Here is a 21,206-nt window from a genome sequence, read left to right on the forward strand (position 1 = left end):
GGCGCTAGCGATCCCGCAGTCTCAGCTCGTCTGTCTGCATCTCAAGTGAACCGAAGGTGGAGAGGAATGTCATGCCCAGCAGGCTCTGCTCCAATTGCCCATCCTGCACCACGAGTGCCGAGACGTTGCGACGTACAATCGGGCCAATGGCGACTTCTGAAAGGCGGACCGGGGCAGCCGACGTGCGCCCGTTGGCTGTCATGACGGTGACCGTATAGCCAAGAGTATCGATGTTTATCCCGACTGCTTTTGCATCCGTTGTGGACAGAACGACTGAACTCGCTCCGGTGTCGACGAGCATATGCACCGTAGTGCCGTTGACCTGTGCATTGGCTTCAAAATGTCCGCTCATGGATTTGTTGAGGATGACCTCCTGCTTGCCACTTTGCGTGGTCACCACAACGGCGCGGCCCGGCATCAACCCTGCGAGCAGTCTTTCACCGAAACGCTGCGCGTCATAGCGATAGAGATACATGGCAACGAGGCTGAGAATGATGACGAGCCAGATTGCCATCTGGCGCAGCACTGTGCCCCAGCCGCCGCGATTGCCTGCCAGAATGCCCACTGACAACAGGGCGGCGATGGGTATCAGGTAGACGGCCTCACCGAATTGCTCGTTGCTGATGCCAAAGGTCTGGCCGCTTTCGTGGTTGAAGATGAGCAGTGCCAGACCAATGCCAAGCACGAGGAACACGAAAGTCAGCCGGTTCATGCGGTCGCTGTCTCCTGAACGGGTGGGCGCATGCGATCCTTGGCGCGTTTCGGAAGGCTTGCCATGATGGTTCGGCGCTCAAATGACGTTAAGCGTGACCAGGCCATGATCTCTTCAATGCTGCGATGACAGCCGTCGCAAAGGCCGTCATGCGAATCGAGAGAACATATGTCGATGCAGGGTGATTCCATGATTTCCATATCTGTATTTCACACGATGAGAGCAAGTGCCGTCAGCATCACGATCTCTGTGATCTGCTGGGTGGCGCCAATGGTATCGCCCGTGTGGCCGTCTATCCTGCGGTAGCAGAAGCGGTTGAAAACATGCGTCACGCCAAACAGGGCGGCAATGACGATGGCGAGAAGATAAGGCGAGACAATCGGAAGGCAGAGAAGAACCGCAATTGCCAGGCCGCAGATGATCGCGCCCTTGCGTTCCCGCTCGCCCGGCTGGCCTGCCATGGCTGCTAGACCGCCATCGCGCGCCGGTGGCAGCGTCTGCCAGTGCCAGACCATCAATCCCCGGCTGAGACAGGCGCTGGCGACGAGGCAAGCGGCGATTGCCAGTGGTGATAGTTCGCGAAAGAGAACGGCGATTGCCGTTGCTCTGAGCAAAAACGAGACGATGAGCGCAATGGCACCATAGGAGCCGATGCGGCTGTCTTTCATGATTTGCAGCGCGCGCTCTTTCGTGCTGCCACCGCCTAAGCCATCGGCAGAATCAGCAAAGCCGTCCTCGTGCAAGGCTCCGGTGGTGATCGTCGCAACGGTCAGCACCAACATGGCAGACATCAGCGGGTCTGCGTCAGCCCAGGCCAGCAGAGCGGCAAGGCACGCTGCCGGGAGAGCAATCAGAAATCCAGCTACGGGGAAGGCTCGCACCATCTGGCCGAGCGGGCGATTATCATCTTCAAAGAAGATATCGTTCACGGGAATGCGGCTGAGAAAACTCAGCGAACGCATCATGTCCGTCACAAAATTCCCCGCCTGCAAACGTCTCTCCTTTGGTTGAGGCTCGGCATATCGTATTTGAGGTTGTTCCTCTGCGCATCCGCGATTATGAGAAGGGCCTACAAAGACCGATTTGCCGGAAAAGACAAGCGTCCGGCGTGACCAGAAAGACCTGTTACATGAGCATGAGCGGATTGCCGTTTGATGATTTTCGCACGCTGCTGCGCGACCTGCCGGGCCCACATACATTTGCGCTTGTCGCTGCCAAGGAGCGCAACGCGCAACTGACCAAGCCTGAGGGCTCGCTGGGCCGTCTGGAAGAAATCGCCATGTGGCTGGCGGCCTGGTCTGGTCGTGCGCCTGCGGTCAACCGTCCGCTGGTGGCGATTTTTGCTGGAAACCACGGCGTTACCCGCCATGGCGTTACGCCTTATCCGTCGTCTGTCACGCAGCAGATGGTCGAAAACTTTGCTGCAGGCGGTGCCGCCATCAACCAAATCTGTGTAGCACACGATCTCGGCCTCAAGATTTTCGATCTCGCGCTGGATTATCCGACGGGCGACATCACCATGGAAGCCGCACTTTCCGAACGCGATTGCGCAGCCACGATGGCTTTCGGCATGGAGGCGATTGCCGGTGGTACCGATCTTCTGTGCATCGGCGAGATGGGCATTGGCAACACGACGATTGCGGCTGCAATCAATCTGGCGCTCTACGGTGGTACGGCGGAAGAATGGACCGGCCCCGGCACGGGATCGGAAGGCGACATCATGGCGCGCAAGATTGCTGCCGTGAAGGCTGCCGTCGAATTCCACAAGGACCATCTGTCCGATCCGCTGGAGATCATGCGTCGATTGGGCGGGCGTGAAATCGCGGCCATGGCGGGAGCCATTCTCGCTGCTCGTGTCGAGAAAATTCCCGTTCTGATAGATGGTTATGTCGCAACTGCTGCTGCCGCCTTGCTCAAGGCTGCCAACCCTGCAGCGCTTGACCATTGCCTCATCGGCCACGTGTCCGGTGAGCCGGGTCATCTGGCTGCGGTGGAAAAGCTGGGCAAGACACCGCTTCTGGCGCTGGGCATGCGTCTAGGCGAGGGCACTGGTGCCGCACTGGCAGCCGGTATCGTCAAAGCGGCTGCTGCCTGCCATTCCGGCATGGCAACGTTTGCTGCAGCGGGTGTAACGACCCGCACCGACCGCTGAGACTGCCATGGACAACCTAAACGCCTCGCCACCATCGGAACCGGTCTTTCGCAAGGAGACCGGCTTCAGACATCTGATCGCAGCGACGCGTTACTCGGCCCAGGGCCTGTTGCGTCTTTGGAAAGAAGCGGCGTTCCGGCACGAGGTTTTGGCCTTCGGAGCGGGGCTGGCACTGATGGGCGTCATCGGCGCGCCGCTGGTGCACTATCTGATATTTTCGGTGCTGATGCTTCTTCTGTTTTCGGTGGAAGCGCTGAACACGGCTATCGAGGAAATCGTTGACCGGGTATCGCCGGAATTTTCCTCTGCGGCTCGCAATGCAAAGGACCTCGGTTCCTTTGCCGTGTTCTGTCTTCTGCTGGCCAATGGTGGATTCGTGCTCTACTCGCTGGTCAGCACCATCTTCGGGTCCGTTGTTCTGCTTTAAGCAAACGAGCGCCGGCGCGGCTCCACGAACTGCACATCTTCGACAGCCGGAATGCTCTGAAGCACCCGCTTGGCGGGCAGGATGGCAATGACCTCTGTGCCTTCGCGCAGACGGGATCTCAGCACGAACTGTCCATCATGCTTTGCCAGAATGGCCTGAACGATGGGCAAGCCAAGCCCGGTGCCTTGCTCGGCGCTCTTGATGGCAATGGAACCCTGACCAAAGGCCGATAGAACCACCGGAATTTCTTCTTCAGGAATGCCGGGGCCATTATCCCTTATCGAAACATATTGCCCACCACCCGCCGTCCAACCGGCCTTGATGGTGATTTCACCGCCCTGCGGCGTGAACTTCACGGCATTCGACAGGAGGTTGAGGATGACCTGACGGATCGATTTTTCATCCGCCCAGACATGGGGCAGGGTCGTTTCAAACTGCTGAACAATGCGGATGTTCTTGGCACGTGCACGAAGCTGGATCATGCCCACGCAATCATCGGCGATTTCCAGAAGGGCAATCGCTTCCTCATGCAGATCGTAACGTCCGGCCTCGATGCGAGAGAGGTCGAGAATCTCATTGATGAGATCAAGAAGGTGCTGGCCGGAGCGGTGAATATCGCCGGAATATTCCTTGTAGAGCGGGTTGTTCAGCGGCCCTAGCACCTCTTCCGCCATGACTTCGGAAAAGCCGAGAATGGCGTTCAGCGGTGTGCGCAATTCGTGAGACATGGAGGCCAGGAAACGCGATTTGGCCATATTGGCCTCCTCGGCTCTGCGTCTCGCCTCATCGGACATGGATTTGGCAACTTCCAGCTCTGCAATCAGGTCGTCCTTTTCGGACTGGAAGGTCAAGAGCTTGATGCTGGACTGGTAGATCCGTTTCGTCACATGGTGGCAAAACAGCATGGCTAGAGAGAACATCAGCGCCAGCCCGATTTCCATCGGACTGCGAGATAATATGGCCGTGACGCTGAGGGCCACCACCACGGGCAGAAACGTCATCACCATCGCCCGTCGGAGCAGGTTGTTGGAGCTTGCCGTGATCGTCAGGGCAATCAACAGGGTGCCGCCCTTGTAGAACATGACCAGCGATGGATCTTTGCTTTCAATATGCTGGATGGTGAACAGGACCCAGACCAGACCCATGACGATCTGTGCTGCAAGGAAAATGTTCTGCCATGCGGACAGGTTGGAAGCGCTGATCTCCTGTTTTGATGCTCGCTTGGCAAATAGAAGCGTCATCGCATGCACGGTCAATGCGATAACGGCCCAACCAATAATTTGTGGATCGCGGCTGATATAGATGCCGACGCCTGTTGTGAGAATGATGAACAGAGGCATGATCGTTGCGCCCTGCAACGTCTCGACAATGTGCATTTGTAGCAGATCACGCTCAAAGCCGTTGGTGCTCACCGGCCCATATTGCAGCCGCTCACGCGTCGCCTTGACCGTCTCGAACACCGCCTTGTTACGGCGGGTGCGGGAACGATCGACGATGTTCTTGTCAGCGGTGTTGCTAGCGCTCTTACTCATGGACACAACGCAAATGATCTAAAGACTTGCAGCTTAATGGCAAAATCTTAAGAAGATGCTGCGCCGAAAGGTTTTGTTTGCCATTTCTCCAAAGGGTTTGTTCGTACATGAGACGAAAGTCAGGCAAGATCAGCCGCTGGTTGAAGGATAGCATTATCGCAGCTCTTCTTCTGGTAGCAGGAACGCTTGTTGCAGCACGGGTGGATGGCATTCATCAACAGACATTTTCGGGTCGCTTCAGCGTTGTGGATGGAGACACAATCGCCCGTGACGGTGAACGGTTTCGCCTGATGGGGATTGATGCGCCAGAGCTGAGTCAGACTTGCAGTCGCGAAGGAAATGACTGGCCTTGTGGCAGGCAGGCCAAGACATATGTTCAAACCTTGCTGCAAAGCGGAGATTTGGACTGTGAGGGTAGCAGCCGGGACCGGTACAAACGCCTGCTTGTGCGGTGTCATATCGGTGAGCGCGATCTGGCTGGGGAAATCGTGGCCGCCGGTTATGCGGTGACAACGGAATACTTCCTGTTTTCGCGTGAGCAGACCCTTGCTCAGAACAAGGGGCTCGGCATCTGGTCCGGCACATTCGAGATGCCCGCGGACTGGCGCAAAGAACGCAAGGCGGCCGATATGGATGTGCCGCTTGCCGGTGTGCTCACACTTCTGCGCCATCTTCTGGGTTGGTGATGCAGACATGAAGGATGAGGAGAGCTTGGAGGCCTTACGGTTAAGGATTGCGCGATGCCGCATCTGTCGCGATGCCCCTCTGAAGGGGGAGGCGGACCGCCTGCCGCACGAGCCACGGCCTGTCGCCGTCATTTCCAGCAAAGCGAGGGTGCTGATTGCCGGACAAGCGCCGGGCCTGCGGGTCCATGAAAGCGGGCTGCCTTTCGACGATGCGTCCGGCAACCGGCTGCGCGAATGGCTGGGTGTGGACCGGGAAACGTTTTATGATGCGGACAGGTTCGCAATCGTGCCCATGGGCTTCTGTTTTCCCGGCTATGACGCCAAGGGCAGCGATCTGCCGCCACGACGCGAATGTGCGCCGCTCTGGCGTGAGGAGGTCATGAAAGCCATGCCGCAAATTGAGCTGGTTCTGGCTGTCGGCCAATATGCGCAAGCCTGGCATCTGGGTTCGCGCCGCATGAAGACAATGACCGAGACGGTTCTAAACTGGCGCAGCTCTTTCCACACCAATCAGCATACGCCTATCATACCTCTGCCGCATCCCAGCTGGCGCAACACGGCGTGGCTGAAGAAGAATCCATGGTTCACTACGGAGTTGTTGCCGGTGCTTCGTCAGTCTGTGGAAAGGCTGCTTCGGTGAAACAAATTTCTTTTTTTATCTGTGATTTCGTATAAACAGAGGAAAATATTCTGGAGGAGCGAAAATTGGACCGTCTCGACCGAAAAATACTACGGATTTTGCAGGAAGATTCCACGCTGGCTGTTGCTGACCTTGCAAAAAAGGTCGGACTTTCCACCACGCCATGCTGGCGCCGCATCCAGAAGATGGAAGAGGACGGTGTCATTCGCCGTCGCGTTGCCATCCTCGACGCCGGTAAAGTCAACACCAAGGTTACGGTTTTCGTTTCGATCCGCACCGCCTCTCACTCCATCGAGTGGTTGAAGCGCTTTTCGGAAGTCGTTTCGGAGTTTCCCGAGGTTGTCGAATTCTACCGCATGAGCGGTGACGTTGATTACCTGCTGCGGGTCGTTGTGCCTGACATTGCGGCCTATGATGCGTTCTACAAGCGCATGATTGCCAAGATCGAAATCCGTGACGTGTCGTCTGTCTTTGCCATGGAGCAGATCAAATACACGACCGAACTGCCGCTGGATTACATGCAACTCGACAACGCGAAATCCGGCGATGATTCCTGATCACTGTTGTCAGAGCGTTTCCCGCTAAGGAAACGCTCGAAGGGTTTGGGCGCGCGAGGCGCCCATGCTTCAACCCTTGTATTTCGCGATGACAAGATGACCCGGTGTTGGGTGGCCGTCCTGCATCCGGACGTTGATGTCTGTGACCTCGACAATGTCAAAGCCCGTGGCAGCCAGGCGCTCGCGGATATAGGTTTCGGAATGCGCGAAACGCTGGTGCGGACCGACCATGTAAGGGCGACCGGCCATGGTTTCTGAAGGCAGGGTTTCGGACGAGAAGACAAACAAACCACCTTCGACCATGTTCTCCGCTGCACCAAAGAAGATCGGCTCCAGCGCGCCGAGATAGGGCAGGACATCGGTTGCCGTGATCAGGTCAAAGGCCTCGTCGTCATTGTCTTCCAGAAAATCCTCGACTTCCGCCACGTACAGCGTCTCATAGATATCCTTTTCATGGGCAATTTCGACCATGTTTTCGGAAAGATCCATGCCGGTAATATCGGTGGCCATATCGCGCAGCGCTTCGCCTGTCAGGCCTGTGCCGCAGCCCAGATCGAGCATGCGCTTGAAGGGTCCCAGTTCCAGAGTTTGCAGGCGCTGGCGAACGACCATTGGCACCGCATATCCCAACTGATCAACCAGAATGTCCTCGAAAGCCTCAGCCTGCTGGTCAAACAGCGTTTCGACATAAGCGTCGGGTGCCTTGGGCGGCGTTTCGCCGCGACCCATGGAGGCGATGCGAACGGCCGCGCCACCATGATCTTCCGGGTCAATCGCCAGGACCTCTTCATAAGCCTTCACGGCGGCGTCGATATCACCCGCTTTTTCCAGGGAAAGAGCGCGGTTATACGCCTCGGCAAGAGCTTCTTCGTCGATTTTCTGGTTGTTTGTCATGGCGCGCATCCGGACTTTGCTTAAAATTCGCAGTCTGCTTAAGCCGCAAAGTCGGATGGCGCAATCTTTGTTTTGTCAGTGAAGAATGAACTCGCCCTTCAGCGACCGCCACTCCTGCGCCGAAATCAGCTGGCGGTGAGTGTAGCGAACCGAGTGCAGCGGACCGTCCAGTTTCTCCTTCCAGAATTTCAGGAAGCCGTGCATTTCGGGAAAGTCAGGCGCAAGATCATAGTGCTGCCAGAGGTAGGTTTGCAGAACGACCGGGTGATCAGGCATTCTGTAGAGTATTTCAGCAGTGGTCAGGCCGTAGCCTTTCAGCATCATTTCCATGTCTTTGTTCATGCTGGCTGCTCCCGTTCTCAATGGTCGCCGATATCGCCTTCGATACCGATAACCATGGGAACACGAGATCCTTAACCGAACCTTGCTGAAAGACCTTTCTGTCACAAAATATTTATATTTATCAGCCTGTTAGCATTCATTCCGATGGAGTGCTGCCAGACTTTTACCGGATGAGATGCCGAGTGAGGCGCTTCTCGATCCGAGCCCATGTGTTGCGCAGGATTTCAACGATGGTCAGATAGAAGATCGCTGCCCACAGATAGGTCTGGTAATCAAATGTCCTTGAGAAGGCGTAGCGGGTCTGGCCCATCAGGTCGAACACGGTGACGATTGAGACCACGGCTGATCCCTTGATCATAAGAATGATCTCGTTGCCATAGGGCCGCAGTGCGACGATCAGTGCTTGCGGAAGAGTGATTTTCCAGAATGTCACGGCCTTTGAAATGCCGAGCGAGGCTGCGCCTTCATGCTGGCCCTTGGGAACGCTGATAATTGCGCCACGCAGGATTTCCGCCTGGTAGGCTGCCGTGTTCAGCGTGAGCGACAGGAGACCGCAATACCATGCTTCACGGAAGAACCACCACAGGTGAACACTTTCGAGTTCCGGCCGGAAACTACCAAGGCCGTAATAGATGAGGAACAGCTGCGCCAGCAAAGGCGTGCTGCGAAACACGTAGACATAGACATACGCCAGCGTGCCAATAACACGGTTTTTCGACATGCGGGCAAATGCAAGCGGCAGCGAAAGCAGAGCACCAAGAATGATGGACGTTCCGACCAGCGTGATCGTGGTGATCAAACCATCGATATAGCGCGGCCCGTAGCGGGTGAACTTGTCGAGGCTCCAGCCTGATATCATGAAGGATAGCAGGGCAAGGCCCAGCAGCAGCCACAGACCAATGACGCCATAGCCCAGCACTTTTGAGGCAGACAGGGTTCTTGCCACGGCTGGCGGGGCGGGGCGGGCAGGGATCAGTTCTTGCGCATGGCTCATCGGCTGGCCTCCGAGCGACGCGACCAGCGGTCAATATAGCCAAGCCCCAGCGACGAGATCAATGCAAGGATGAGGTACAGAAGACAGGCGATGCCATAGAAGAAGAAAGCCTCTTTGCTGACACGCGCCGCGATGCCAGTCTGGCGTACAATATCCGAGAGGCCAATGATCGACACATAAGACGTGTCTTTCAGCAGGATCATCCACAAATTCGTCATTCCCGGCAGCGCGATGCGAATGAGCTGCGGAATGATGATAAGCACCATTGTGCGGCTGCGCGAAAGGCCAAGCGCATCACCCGCTTCATATTGTCCCTTGGGAATGGCACGGAAGGCAGACAGCAGAACTTCGGACGCATAGGACGAAAACACCACCGACAAAGCGATCATGCCAGCGACAAAGGCGTTGATTTCGATTGGTCCTGTAAAGCCGAGGTAACCGCCCGCCGACTGCAACAGCATCTGAATGCCGTAATAGACGATGAACAGCGTCAGCAGTTCCGGCAGGCCGCGAAAGATCGTCGTGTAGATGCCGGCAGCCAGCCGTAGAGATTTTTCTTGCGATTGCGCCGCCAGAGCGATCAGGAACCCAAGAATGAGGCCAATCGGCAAGGTGGCTATTGCCACGGAGATGGTGATCTTGACGCCGAAAGCGATTTCATCGCCCCAGCCTGCGTCCCCACAGGCCACAAGTGTGCCATTGCCGAAGAGGGAGAAAATGCCAGCCGGGCCGCAGAATGGATCGAAGAGATACGTGAGATAGGTCCAGAAGGAACCTATGGCGGAAAATGCTCCGCTCATGCCAATTTCCCCTACGGTCTTCGCCGCTTGTTTCGTATTGTTTTATGTTTCTGTTCTCAAACAAAAATGGCGGAAGGGCAAGCCTTCCGCCATCATATTTCAACAGAACAATCGCTTACTGGCCGTAAACGTCGAAATCAAAATACTTGTCGTTGATCTTCTTGTATTCGCCACTTGCGCGGATGGCCGCAATGGCTGCCGTCAGCTTGTCTGCCAGCGCCTTGTCGCCCTTGCGCACTGCAATACCAGCGCCCTGACCGTTGATGACTTCATCAACAGGCATTGCGGTCAGAATTTTGCAGCATGCGCCTGCGTCAGACTTGACCCACTGCGACAGCACAACGATGTCGTCGATGACGCCATCGATACGACCGTTGGTGATGTCGAGCTTGTACTCGTCAGCAGTTGGGTAAAGTTTCAGCTCGGAATCAGCAAGGTGCTTTTCGGCGTAGTTTGCATGGGTGGTGGAACCCTGTGCGCCAATCGTCTTGCCCTTCAGGTCTGCGGGAGATTTGATCGTGCTGTCCTTTGGCACGGCAATGGCTGGTGGTGTGTTGTAGTACTTCTTGGAGAAGTCGACCTTTTCCAGACGCTCAGGCGTGATCGACATGGACGCAACAATTGCGTCGAACTTCTTGGCCTGCAGAGCAGGGATGATTCCATCCCAGTCGTTGGTCACGAAAGTGCACTCGGTCTTCATCTCAACACACAGCGCCTTGGCGATATCGATATCGAAACCGGTCAGCGTGCCGTCTGCTTCCAGAACGTTGAATGGGGGGTAGGCGCCTTCCGTGCCGATGACCAGCTTGTCCTGCGCCATGGCGGCACCGGAGAAAAGCGACATCGCGGCAATCGATGCAGCAGCGAGCAGACGGGTGGAAATACGCATTGCGATCCTCTCTTTCGGCGTGTCTTCCGTCCAGCTTGTTATTTTTTCTGGACGGTAAATGTTTCGCGCAATTGGTTGAAGGTATCAAGTGCAATCTGCGCTTGGCGGATAGTCTTATCCCTTCATCTAAAATGCAACCCTAATCGTTTTGCATTGCGAGATACGCCACATTCAGTTCACGAAATGGCCTAAATCTGTTCATTTCCGGTACAGCCCGCCTTCGCCATGATGGGAACAAGCCTGAAGTTCAGGCGTTGTTCAGCGCCTGCATGTGCAGCCTGTTTTTAGCAAGCTGCAATACACGCGCTACAAGACCATCACTAGGTGAGGAACTATAATGCTCAAGAAGAACAAGCTGCTGACCGGGGTGGTTTTTCCCCTGATGTCTTTCGCAATAGCGATTGATCCCGCAATGGCGGCATCTTTTGCTGGCGAAAGCGCTGCACACTATACATCCCGTCAGGTCGAACCTGCCACAGTTACGGGTGTGTTGATGGCGCAGGCGGAACCACCAGCTGAAGAGCTGCCGAAAAAGCGTGCACCAGCGAAAGAGGCCGAGCCAGAGCAGCCCAAGGCTGAGCAGCCAAAGGAAGAAGCGCCGCGCCGCGAGGCTGCGCCTGAAGCCGAACCCAAGCGCGAAGCTGAACCAAAGCGCGAAGCCGCGCCCAAGCGTGAAGCGCCACCTGAGCCGGCAGCCGAGGCCGCTCCACCACGTCCTCGCCGCGAAGCTGCGCCAGAAGCCGGTGCCGAGCCACAGCGCCCACGCCGTGAAGCCAAGCCAGATGCCTCAGCCGAACAGGCTGCACCGGAGCAGCAGCAGGAACGTCCTCGCCGCGCCAAGCCAGACCAGCAGCCCGCTGCCGAAGGTGAAGCAAAGCCCGAGCGTCCGCGTCGTGATGCAAAGCCTGATGCAGCCGCGCCAGCTGATGCAGCCCCAGCTGAGGCAGGAGCAGAACAACAGCAGGAGCGTCCTCGTCGCCCGAAAGCTGACCAGCAGCCAGCAGCTGAAGGCGAGCGTCCACGCGCGCCTAAGGCGGAAGCCCCAGCGGCCAGTGAAGCGACACCCGAATCTGCAACCCCAGGCAAGAAGCCTGCCGCACCAGAGCCCGATGCAAAGGCCGCACCTGTGCCAAAGGAGCCGCCGACACCCGGCAGAGCGCCTGCGCCAAGTGAACAGCCGAACCCGGCCCCTGGTCAGCAGCCATCTGAGCAGCAACGCCCACCGCGTGCCCAGAGCGGTGAGCAGCCAGCCATCCCTGTAGCGCCAGCCGCACCACAGGATGGCCAGACCACTGGTCAGGCACCTGCCGGCGAGCCTGTTCCGGCGCAGATTGCGACGCCACAGCAGGAAGCCGCTCCATCGACCAAGCAGGAGCTGGACAAGGCTCGCGCCGTCGCCAAGGATCCTTCGAAGTCCGCCGACACGGTCATTCTGCCTATCGACAAGGGCGCAGCCGTTCTGGATAGCGACAAGGAAGCCGAACGCTCTGGCAACCAGCAGTCACGCGATCAGCGTCGTCAGGAGCGTGAGGCCGTTCGTGACTTCAAGGTGCCGACATCTGACGCGGAAGCACAGTCCCGTAGTGGTGACAGCAATGCGGCACAGATCGTCATTCAGGCCATCACCTCCATGCAGGGTGAGCGCGTAGAACGTCGTCCGGAGTATGACCGTCCCGAAGGCGTGCGTGAATGGCAGCCACGCGACATGCCACGTGGTGGCCGTGATCGCGACATGGGCGACCGTGTGTTCCTGCAGTATGGCGACCGAGTCGTTGTGCGCGGCGATGATAATGACCGTTTCGTTCGTGATGGCGCCAAGCCATACTACGAGCGCCTGTCCGAAGGTCGCGTTCGTGAAACTGTCGAGCGTCGGGATGGAAGTCAGGTCGTGACGATTCGCAACCGCTACGGCGATGTCGTTCAGCGTTCGCGCATCGATGACCGTGGTCGTGAATATGTGCTGTTCTATGCGCCCGAGCTCGTAGACCAGCCAGACCGCGAATATGTGTATCGTGACCCGGGTCTGGATCTTCCACCAATGCGCCTGCGTATTCCGGTGCAGGACTACATCATCGATACATCAAGCGAGCCGGACCGCGACTACTATCGTTTCCTCGAGCAGCCACCGGTAGAGCCTGTAGAGCGCGTCTATTCCATGGATGAAGTGCGTTACTCTGCCCGTATCCGCGACAAGGTGCGCCGTATCGATCTGGATACCATCACCTTCGCAACAGGCAGTGCCGAAATTCCGATGAGCCAGGCGCAGTCATTGCGCAAGGTGGCGGATGCCATGAACAAGGTGCTTGAAAAGAACCCCGCCGAGACCTTCCTGATTGAAGGTCATACGGATGCTGTGGGCGATGACCAGAGCAACCTCGTTCTCTCTGATGAGCGTGCTGCTTCCGTTGCCAATGTGCTGACAGACGTCTACGGCATCCCGCCGGAAAACTTCGCAACACAGGGTTACGGCGAACGCTTCCTCAAGGTCCAGACGCTCGGCGCTTCGCAAGAAAATCGCCGTGTCACGATCCGTCGTATCACGTCGCTTGTGAAGCCAGTCGCTCAGAAGTGATGTGACGCGAGCCTGAATAAATCGGGATTGTCCCGACAAATTAAGCCCCCGAAAGTTGATCTCAACTTTCGGGGGCTTTTTAAATTGGGGCGCGCAAAACTCGCCCGCAGAACTGCAATTAGAACGTCACGGCAAGGCCGATGTTCACAGCGTGCTGTTTCGTGTCGAAGTTGAGTGGCGAGCTGGATATGCGAAAATCAGTGTCGCCATAGTCATTGTAGCGATATTCGACGCGCGTAAAGATGTTTTTGGTCAGCGCAAAATCGACGCCGGCACCAACAGTCCAGCCCTTAAAGGTTTCTTTTTCGTCTGCAAGTACGTTTTCCCAATATCCCTTCGTTGCGGTGAACCCGCCGGATACAAAGAACAGTGCGTGATCTACAGCATAACCTGCGCGTCCGCGGACAGAGCCAGAAACGTCTGTTCCGACTTTGTTGGTGCTTGTAAAATCGACGTCATTCCAGTCGTAACTGACATCGGCTTCAACGCCGAGAATGACGTTGTGTCCAACGTCAAAATTCCAGCCGCCAAAACCGCCAACGCGTCCGCCATTGAAATCACCTTCTGCCTTGGCACCGCCCTGTGAAAGTGTGCCTTCCATCCAGCCATACCCGCCATGGATACCTGCATAACCGCCAGCCCACGAGAACTCAGAGGTTTCAACAGCTGTCGGCGCAGATGGAACTTCATTCACGGCATCAGCCGCGATAGCGCTGCTGCCCCAGACTGCGGCAATCGTTGTAGTTGCAAAAATAAAGCTTCTGAACATATGCGTCTCCACTCGCTTTGATAGGTATCGGCATAATCAGCGTCGCGTCGCGCGTATGTGGTAAAAAAGACACAGAACTCGCTATGTGCAGTGGAGGAAAATATTCGATAAATATAATTTATATCGAAGGCGCTAGTATTCCTGGCTTATTGCAAATTATAAATGTATCATTAAGTAAAAAAATTACACTATTTGCACCCGCATCCACCGCGAATACAACCATGTGTTTGTTCGCAGCTGCGTAACTCTGACGCGGAAATTCGCCTTCCAGAAAGCGAATCGCTCATTCAAACGTTGCATGCAGCTAAGGCTACCCCGCAAAATTTATTATCCTGCGGGGTCAGTGTCGCGCAAATGCGACGGGCTTTCTTAATCGCCAAGCGCTCAGATAAGCGCGACGGCGATCTCTGCGGCCAGACGGGCATTGTTGCGCACCAGTGCGATATTGGTGTCCAGGCTGCGGCCTTCGGTGATCTCGAAAATTTTCGAAAGCAGATAAGGCGTAACGGACTTTCCAGCGATCTCGTCTTCCTCTGCGTGGGAAAGGGCGCGGGTGATGTAGATCTCCATCTCCTCGCGGGAAATTTCGTCCTCTTCCGGCACGGGGTTCGCAACCAGCATGCCACCATCGATGCCAAGCTGTTCGCGCGTTGTCTGGAAATTGGCGATTGCAGCGGGACTGTTCAGCGAGAGCGGGCTTTTAAGGCCAGACGCCCTCGACCAGAATGCCGGAAACTCCGTCGATCCGAAGGTCACGACAGGAACGCCATTCGTTTCCAACACCTCAAGCGTCTTTGGAATGTCGAGGATTGCCTTGGCGCCCGCGCAAACAACGATAACGCCGGTTCTTGCCAGTTCGGTCAGATCAGCGGAGATATCGAAGCTTGTCTCAGCACCGCGATGTACGCCGCCAATGCCGCCTGTTGCGAAGACCTTGATGCCTGCGTGTTCAGCGGCAATCATGGTGGCGGCAACTGTCGTCGCGCCTGTGCGACGCTCGGCAATGGCGAAAGCGATATCAGCACGCGATACTTTCATCGCATCTGTTGTCTTTGCGAGCGCTTCGAGCTCTTCTTTTTCAAGCCCGATGTGCAAGGTGCCGTGAATGACGGCGATGGTTGCCGGAATGGCGCCCTGATCGCGGATGATCTGTTCCACGCTTTCAGCCATCTGGATATTGCCGGGGTAGGGCATGCCGTGGGTGATGATGGTTGATTCGAGGGCGACGATGGGCGCGCCGCGCTGCTTGGCGGCGGCGACCTCAGTCGAATAAGCGATGGGCAAAAGCGGGGGAATGGATTTTGTCATTGGTTCTTCCGATCTATTTCAGCGGTCTGTTCATACCATTTCAGCCGGTGGCACAAGGGCCAGCATGGCATCGAGCGTGTTCTGGTTTAATTCCGGGGGTGTTGCGCTAGGGGATTGCACGGTGATGGCCGCAGCCGCAGCACCCCAGCGCAGCGCCTGTGATGGTGGGTGCCCCTGCCTGATGGCGGCTAGATAACCCGAGGCCATCGCATCTCCCGCACCGGTGACATCTCGTACTGAGGTAATAAGAGGTGGGTGCAGAATGGCCGTTTCCCAATCGTTGAAACCCACGACGTGCCGCGCACCGCTGGTGATGACGCCGCCGCGAAGGCCGAGCGATTTCAAAAGTTCCGGCCATTCTCGCACGTCGTCCACATCAGCGCCGGTCAATGCCCGCGCCTCTGCCTCGTTCATAAAGAGAATGTCGATATCGGCCAAAGCGGGCTTCAGCTTCACAACCTTCGCAGGCGATATGGCGATGGCCGCGAGTGGCTTCTCGCAGGCGCGCGCAGCAACGCTCAAAGCCAGCAAAGTGGCTTCCGGCAGGTTGGCATCGCAAAGAACCGCATCGCTTGCCATGATGGCCTCGCGCACGGCGCGCACCCGCAGGCGTCGCGGGGTGAAAAGCGTGTAGAGCTCCATATCTGCGATGGCGATGACAAGATTTCCATCGCGTTCAAGGATGGCCGTGTAGCTAGGGGTGCTGCGATCAAGGAATGTGAACGGGGTATCTTCGACGCCAGCGTCTCTCGCCGCCGCGGCGACTGTCTCTCCATTCGCATCGCCACCCCGCGGCGCCATGATCCTGACCTGGAACCCGAGACGCGACAGGTTGCGGGCTGCATTGAAACCGCCGCCGCCAGCCTCCTCCATCCATGCGCCGGGATTGCTGGCTCCGACCACGGTTTCCGTCTGGATCATCCCTCGACGGTCAATATGTGCGCCGCCGAGAACGAGTAATTTATTCACTGCCGTTTTTCCCCATGTCAGCCGTCAAATGCATATCGATTCGGTTTTTGAGAGCCTTAGAAACCACGATGCAAGGTAATGTTTTTCCACAGCTTGAAAACAAAAACAAATGTAGAACAAAGGACTTATCCATATTTGATTTCAATATGATGATGCCCCATTGCGGGATGAGAACAAATAAAGTACAAAACGGCCATCGAGAGCTTCATTGCCTGTGCGGCTTCAATAACCTAAAGGTGGTTTCCAGATGGCACAAAATTCTTTGCGTCTTGTAGAGGACAAAGCAGTGGATAAAAGCAAGGCACTGGAGGCGGCGCTTTCCCAGATCGAACGTTCGTTCGGCAAGGGATCGATTATGAAGCTCGGTTCCAATGAAAGTATCGTCGAGGTCGAGACCGTTTCCACAGGTTCGCTCAGCCTTGATGTGGCGCTCGGTATTGGTGGTCTGCCCAAGGGCCGTATCATCGAGATTTACGGACCTGAAAGCTCGGGTAAGACGACGCTCGCTTTGCAGACAATTGCAGAAGCGCAGAAAAAGGGCGGAATTTGCGCCTTTGTGGATGCCGAGCATGCGCTCGATCCAGTCTATGCCCGCAAGCTCGGTGTCGATCTCCACAACTTGCTGATTTCGCAGCCCGATACGGGTGAACAGGCGCTTGAAATTACCGATACGCTGGTGCGTTCCGGCGCGGTCGACGTGCTTGTCATCGACTCCGTTGCTGCGCTGACGCCGCGTGCGGAAATTGAAGGCGAAATGGGCGACAGCCTTCCCGGTCTTCAGGCTCGTTTGATGAGCCAGGCGCTGCGCAAGCTGACCGCCTCGATCTCGAAGTCGAAGACCATGGTCATCTTCATCAACCAGATCCGCATGAAGATCGGTATTTCCTATGGCTCGCCGGAAGTGACCACAGGCGGTAACGCGTTGAAGTTCTACGCATCTGTGCGTCTCGACATTCGTCGCATCGGCGCCGTCAAGGACCGTGAAGAGGTTGTGGGCAACCAGACCCGCGTTAAGGTCGTCAAGAACAAGATGGCACCTCCCTTCAAGCAGGTCGAATTCGACATCATGTATGGCGAAGGCGTATCCAAGACGGGCGAGCTTGTCGATCTGGGTGTGAAGGCTGGTCTGGTCGAAAAGGCCGGTGCATGGTTTTCCTACAAGAGCCAGCGTCTGGGGCAGGGGCGTGAAAACGCAAAGACGTTCCTCAAGGAAAATCCTGCTGTGGCCGAAGAGATCGAACTGGCGCTGCGTCAGAATGCCGGTCTTATCGCTGAAAAGTTCCTCCAGAACGGTGGACCTGAGGCGGATGCGGATGGGGTTGATCCCGACGCATGATGCGCGTTGCCGGACAAAATTTTCGGCAATATTCTGATGTTTGAAGATCAAAGGTCGTGCGATTGTGTCGCGCGGCCTTTATTTGTGCTGTGTCCTTGCCCTGTTTGGCTGGACAGGCCGTGTGGCTGACGATAAAAGCCAGTGTTTTTTATGCTATGGCCGCGGGATCGCGTGGAAATGAAGGACTTCTGATGAGCGGTGTAAATGAAATCCGGTCGACCTTCCTCGACTACTTCAAGAAGAACGGTCACGAGATCGTGCCATCCAGCCCGCTTGTGCCGCGCAATGACCCGACATTGATGTTTACCAATGCGGGCATGGTTCAGTTCAAGAACGTCTTTACCGGATTGGAAAGCCGTCCCTATTCCACAGCGGCATCATCGCAGAAATGCGTTCGCGCCGGCGGCAAGCATAACGATCTTGATAATGTCGGCTACACCGCCCGCCATCACACTTTCTTTGAAATGCTCGGCAACTTCTCCTTTGGTGACTATTTCAAGGAGGAGGCGATTACCCACGCCTGGAACCTGATCACCAAGGAATTCGGGATCGACAAGAACCGTCTGCTGGTCACTGTCTATCATACCGACGACGAAGCCTTTGATCTCTGGAAGAAGATTGCTGGTTTCTCCGATGATCGCATCATCCGCATTCCCACCAGCGATAACTTCTGGGCGATGGGTGATACCGGTCCTTGCGGTCCCTGCTCGGAAATCTTCTATGACCACGGCGATCATATCTGGGGTGGCCCTCCCGGATCTGCCGATGAAGATGGCGATCGCTTCATCGAGATATGGAATCTCGTTTTCATGCAGTATGAGCAGGTCACGAAGGAAGAGCGCATCAGCCTTCCGCGTCCGTCCATCGACACCGGCATGGGCCTGGAGCGTATTTCTGCGCTTCTTCAGGGCAAGCATGACAATTACGATACGGATCTGTTCAAGGCGCTGATTGCCGCATCGGTCGAGGCCACCGGCGTTCCGGCGGAAGGCGATAACCGCGCCAGCCACCGCATCATTGCTGATCACCTTCGCTCGACGGCCTTCCTGATTGCCGATGGCGTTCTGCCGTCGAATGAAGGTCGCGGCTATGTGCTTCGCCGCATCATGCGTCGCGCCATGCGCCATGCCGAATTGCTTGGCTCACGCGAGCCGTTGATCTGGAAGCTGTTGCCCGCGCTCGTTCAGCAGATGGGCCGCGCCTATCCTGAGTTGGTACGCGCCGAGGCGCTGATTTCCGAAACGCTGAAGCTCGAAGAAACCCGGTTCCGCAAGACGCTGGAGCGCGGCCTCTCGCTGCTGTCTGATGCAACGTCGACCTTGAACAAGGGCGATATGCTGGACGGCGAAACGGCCTTCAAGCTCTATGACACCTATGGCTTCCCGCTTGATTTGACACAGGATGCGCTGCGAGCGCGTGAAATCGGCGTCGATGTATCAGGCTTTACCGGCGCTATGGAGCGCCAGAAGGCTGAGGCGCGCTCGCACTGGACAGGCTCCGGCGACAAGGCGACCGAAACTGTCTGGTTCGAGCTCAAGGAAAAGCACGGTGCGACCGAGTTCCTCGGTTACGACACCGAGACCGCAGAAGGCGTCGTCCTGGCCATCGTCAAGGATGGCAAGTCGGTGGAAAGTGCTGCCGAGGGCGAGACCGTTCAGATCGTCGTCAACCAGACACCGTTCTACGGTGAGTCCGGCGGACAGATGGGCGATACCGGTGTCATCTCGTCCGACGATGGCGCGTTTTCCGTGTCTGATACGCACAAGAAAGGCGAGGGCCTGTTTGCGCATATCGGTTCCGTTTCCAAGGGCGGGATCAAGGTTGGTGATGAAGTGCAGCTGACTGTCGATCACGACAGACGGTCGCGCCTGCGCGCCAACCATTCGGCCACGCACCTTTTGCACGAAGCTTTGCGCGAGGTTCTTGGCACCCATGTGGCTCAGAAGGGCTCGCTGGTTGCGCCAGAACGCCTGCGTTTCGACGTCTCTCATCCCAAGCCCATGTCGGCTGAAGAGTTGAAGATAGTCGAAGACATGGCCAATGAAATCATCCTGCAGAACTCACCTGTCGTGACGCGCTTGATGAGCGTTGATGATGCCATTGCCGAAGGTGCTATGGCGCTGTTTGGTGAGAAGTACGGTGATGAAGTACGCGTTGTATCCATGGGCACCGGCATCCATGGTGCCAAGGCCAATCGCCCATATTCCGTTGAGCTTTGCGGTGGCACGCACGTCTCCGCGACCGGCCAGATCGGTTTGGTGCGCGTGCTGGGCGAAAGCGCAGTGGGTGCAGGTGTGCGCCGCATCGAAGCGGTGACCGGTCCCGGCGCACTCGCTTATCTTGCCGAGCAGGATGAGCGTGTGAAGGCTCTGGCCTCATCATTGAAGGTTCAGCCTTCCGAATTGCTGGCGCGCGTTGAAAGCCTTGTCGATGAGCGTAAGAAGATGGAGCGTGAGCTGAATGACGCCCGTCGCAAGCTCGCCATGGGTGGCGGCTCCTCTGAAGGCTCTGCTGGTGATGTGAAAGACATCGGCGGCGTCAAGTTCCTGGCCAAGACCCTGTCCGGCATTGATGCTAAGGACCTGAAGAGCCTGGCTGACGAAGCCAAGTCCGGTCTCGGCTCCGGCGTCGTATTGCTGATTGCCGTCTCCGAAGACGGCAAGGCCAGCGCTGTTGCAGCTGTGACCGAAGATCTCACAGCGCGCTTCAGCGCGGTTGATCTCGTTCGCACAGCCTCCGCTGCACTTGGTGGCAAGGGCGGCGGCGGTCGTCCTGATATGGCTCAGGCTGGTGGCCCGGATGGTGACAAGGCAGATGCGGCGATTGAAGCTGTATCAGCGTCTCTGGCTGGCTGAGTAAAGTGGTTCTCTCACCTCGGAAACGAGTAGCAAGATCGAATGTGGTTAGACCCTCGGGACAAGCCCGAGGGTGACGGAGGGGAGGTAAGACTTGCGTTTTAGCTCCCCCATTTCTCCTTAAATATCGGCGGTTTATCCAGCCGCCTGCTGTGCCTTCAGTGCATCGTCATCCATTTGCGTTGCGCGCTTGTAGGCTTCACGCTCTTTCAGATTGGCGACATAATCCACGAACCGCTGACGTTTCTCGATCGTCCCGAATTGCATCCCCCAGCTGAGTTGTGAGCCGATTTAGACGTCGGCGGCGGTGAACTGATCACCTGCAATATAGCGGTTGGCTTCAAGCGCCTTTTCGATTGTATCCATGACATCGCTATAGGCACCGCAACCCGCCATGCGCTGCTTGTCTGGCCCAATTTCAAAACCCATGGCTTTCGTGGTCACAGACATTTCCAGCGGACCTGCGGCGTAGAAGAACCAGCGATAATATGTGCCGCGTTCCGCGATAGGCGGAGCAAGGTTTGCCTGCGGAAATGCATCTGCGAGATAGGCGCAGATCGCCGCAGTTTCGGTTATCACCGTGTTTCCATGCTTGATGGCCGGAACCTTGCCCATCGGGTTGATGGCCTTGTAGGCATCCGATTTCATCGCGCCTGCATAATCCAGATATTCGGTGTTGTAGGTCGCGCCAACTTCTTCCAGCATCCAGCGCACGATGCGCCCGCGAGACATGGGGTTGGTATAGAGTGTGAGGTCGCTCATGGTGTCTTCT

At 56.6% G+C, this 21,206-nt stretch carries 20 protein-coding genes and 1 pseudogene; 8 read left to right on the plus strand and 13 right to left on the minus strand.

The genetic code is table 11. From position 1 onward, the window contains the following. Window positions 1–4: 4 nt before the first annotated feature. The 3 genes from RQI55_RS04045 to cobS are packed head-to-tail and all read right to left on the minus strand — an operon-like array spanning window position 5 to window position 1,677. Entirely contained in the window at window positions 5–712 is a 708-nt protein-coding gene (locus RQI55_RS04045; RefSeq protein WP_311272140.1) for a TIGR02281 family clan AA aspartic protease, read from the minus strand. Beyond that, window positions 709–912 carry a DUF1289 domain-containing protein gene (locus tag RQI55_RS04050; protein WP_311276910.1) on the minus strand — a complete coding sequence of 68 codons (204 nt, stop codon included), beginning with the start codon at window positions 910–912 and terminating at the stop codon, window positions 709–711. The genes RQI55_RS04045 and RQI55_RS04050 overlap by 4 nt, the downstream gene beginning before the upstream one ends. 9 nt (window positions 913–921) lie before the next feature. Then, window positions 922–1,677: an adenosylcobinamide-GDP ribazoletransferase gene (gene cobS, locus RQI55_RS04055; RefSeq protein WP_311272409.1), complete on the minus strand. Its 756-nt coding sequence runs from the start codon at window positions 1,675–1,677 to the stop codon at window positions 922–924. Window positions 1,678–1,841: 164 nt separating this feature from the next. Here cobS and cobT point away from each other — a divergent pair, with 164 nt between their 5' ends. Together cobT and RQI55_RS04065 are read left to right on the plus strand one after the other, a co-directional pair. Continuing rightward, complete coding sequence (gene cobT, locus RQI55_RS04060) at window positions 1,842–2,864, plus strand: nicotinate-nucleotide--dimethylbenzimidazole phosphoribosyltransferase (protein ID WP_042619716.1); 1,023 nt, start codon at window positions 1,842–1,844, stop codon at window positions 2,862–2,864. A 7-nt stretch (window positions 2,865–2,871) separates the two neighbouring features. Continuing rightward, a complete protein-coding gene (locus tag RQI55_RS04065) occupies window positions 2,872–3,291 on the plus strand; it encodes a diacylglycerol kinase (RefSeq protein WP_311272139.1) in 420 nt (139 codons plus the stop codon). Here RQI55_RS04065 and RQI55_RS04070 read toward each other — a convergent pair. Continuing rightward, a complete protein-coding gene (locus tag RQI55_RS04070) occupies window positions 3,288–4,823 on the minus strand; it encodes a HAMP domain-containing sensor histidine kinase (protein WP_042619304.1) in 1,536 nt (511 codons plus the stop codon). The genes RQI55_RS04065 and RQI55_RS04070 overlap by 4 nt on opposite strands. Before the next feature lie 107 nt (window positions 4,824–4,930). On the opposite strand from RQI55_RS04070, the gene RQI55_RS04075 reads away from it, so the two are divergent. From RQI55_RS04075 to RQI55_RS04085, 3 genes are all read left to right on the plus strand, one after another. Beyond that, complete coding sequence (locus RQI55_RS04075) at window positions 4,931–5,509, plus strand: thermonuclease family protein (RefSeq protein ID WP_243255835.1); 579 nt, start codon at window positions 4,931–4,933, stop codon at window positions 5,507–5,509. 7 nt (window positions 5,510–5,516) lie between these two features. After that, on the plus strand, window positions 5,517–6,149 hold the full coding sequence (locus RQI55_RS04080; RefSeq protein WP_311272138.1) for a uracil-DNA glycosylase family protein: 633 nt from the start codon (window positions 5,517–5,519) through the stop codon (window positions 6,147–6,149). Between the two features lie 65 nt (window positions 6,150–6,214). Next, entirely contained in the window at window positions 6,215–6,706 is a 492-nt protein-coding gene (locus tag RQI55_RS04085; RefSeq protein WP_042619306.1) for an Lrp/AsnC family transcriptional regulator, read from the plus strand. A gap of 69 nt (window positions 6,707–6,775) precedes the next feature. Here the strand turns inward: RQI55_RS04085 and RQI55_RS04090 are convergent, their stop codons facing one another. From RQI55_RS04090 to RQI55_RS04110, 5 genes are all read right to left on the minus strand, one after another. Further along, on the minus strand, window positions 6,776–7,600 hold the full coding sequence (locus RQI55_RS04090; RefSeq protein WP_042619718.1) for a class I SAM-dependent methyltransferase: 825 nt from the start codon (window positions 7,598–7,600) through the stop codon (window positions 6,776–6,778). Between the two features lie 75 nt (window positions 7,601–7,675). Then, window positions 7,676–7,942, minus strand: a complete 267-nt coding sequence (locus RQI55_RS04095; RefSeq protein WP_243255838.1) for an usg protein — start codon at window positions 7,940–7,942, stop codon at window positions 7,676–7,678. Window positions 7,943–8,105: 163 nt separating this feature from the next. Then, window positions 8,106–8,936 (minus strand): ABC transporter permease, encoded by an 831-nt coding sequence (locus RQI55_RS04100; protein ID WP_243255839.1) that lies wholly within the window; start codon window positions 8,934–8,936, stop codon window positions 8,106–8,108. Beyond that, the gene (locus RQI55_RS04105) at window positions 8,933–9,736 is read right to left on the minus strand and encodes an ABC transporter permease (protein ID WP_192066917.1); all 804 of its coding nucleotides are present in this window, start codon (window positions 9,734–9,736) and stop codon (window positions 8,933–8,935) included. Before RQI55_RS04105 ends, RQI55_RS04100 begins: the two co-directional genes overlap by 4 nt. Before the next feature lie 115 nt (window positions 9,737–9,851). Further along, window positions 9,852–10,625, minus strand: a complete 774-nt coding sequence (locus tag RQI55_RS04110) for an ABC transporter substrate-binding protein (RefSeq protein WP_243255841.1) — start codon at window positions 10,623–10,625, stop codon at window positions 9,852–9,854. A 337-nt stretch (window positions 10,626–10,962) separates the two neighbouring features. On the opposite strand from RQI55_RS04110, the gene RQI55_RS04115 reads away from it, so the two are divergent. Beyond that, window positions 10,963–13,197, plus strand: coding sequence for an OmpA family protein (locus tag RQI55_RS04115; RefSeq protein ID WP_243255843.1), 2,235 nt, complete (start codon window positions 10,963–10,965; stop codon window positions 13,195–13,197). 118 nt (window positions 13,198–13,315) lie between these two features. Here the strand turns inward: RQI55_RS04115 and RQI55_RS04120 are convergent, their stop codons facing one another. The 3 genes from RQI55_RS04120 to RQI55_RS04130 all read right to left on the minus strand — a co-directional run bounded on the left by RQI55_RS04120 (window position 13,316) and on the right by RQI55_RS04130 (window position 16,243). Next, window positions 13,316–13,966: an outer membrane protein gene (locus tag RQI55_RS04120; protein ID WP_243255845.1), complete on the minus strand. Its 651-nt coding sequence runs from the start codon at window positions 13,964–13,966 to the stop codon at window positions 13,316–13,318. A gap of 384 nt (window positions 13,967–14,350) precedes the next feature. Next, window positions 14,351–15,274, minus strand: coding sequence for a pseudouridine-5'-phosphate glycosidase (locus RQI55_RS04125; RefSeq protein ID WP_243255846.1), 924 nt, complete (start codon window positions 15,272–15,274; stop codon window positions 14,351–14,353). 30 nt (window positions 15,275–15,304) lie between these two features. Beyond that, complete coding sequence (locus tag RQI55_RS04130) at window positions 15,305–16,243, minus strand: carbohydrate kinase family protein (protein ID WP_311272137.1); 939 nt, start codon at window positions 16,241–16,243, stop codon at window positions 15,305–15,307. 247 nt (window positions 16,244–16,490) lie between these two features. On the opposite strand from RQI55_RS04130, the gene recA reads away from it, so the two are divergent. Together recA and alaS are read left to right on the plus strand one after the other, a co-directional pair. Then, entirely contained in the window at window positions 16,491–17,579 is a 1,089-nt protein-coding gene (recA, locus tag RQI55_RS04135; protein ID WP_042619314.1) for a recombinase RecA, read from the plus strand. 191 nt (window positions 17,580–17,770) lie between these two features. Next, on the plus strand, window positions 17,771–20,434 hold the full coding sequence (gene alaS / locus RQI55_RS04140; RefSeq protein ID WP_243255849.1) for an alanine--tRNA ligase: 2,664 nt from the start codon (window positions 17,771–17,773) through the stop codon (window positions 20,432–20,434). 135 nt (window positions 20,435–20,569) lie between these two features. On the opposite strand, the pseudogene RQI55_RS04145 reads toward alaS, so the two are convergent. Then, window positions 20,570–21,196, minus strand: a pseudogene (locus tag RQI55_RS04145) (glutathione S-transferase family protein). Between the last annotated feature and the right edge of the window lie 10 nt (window positions 21,197–21,206).

The sequence above is a fragment of the Rhizobium sp. WCS2018Hpa-16 genome (genome assembly GCF_031843705.1).
Lineage (GTDB): Bacteria > Pseudomonadota > Alphaproteobacteria > Rhizobiales > Rhizobiaceae > Agrobacterium > Agrobacterium tumefaciens_C.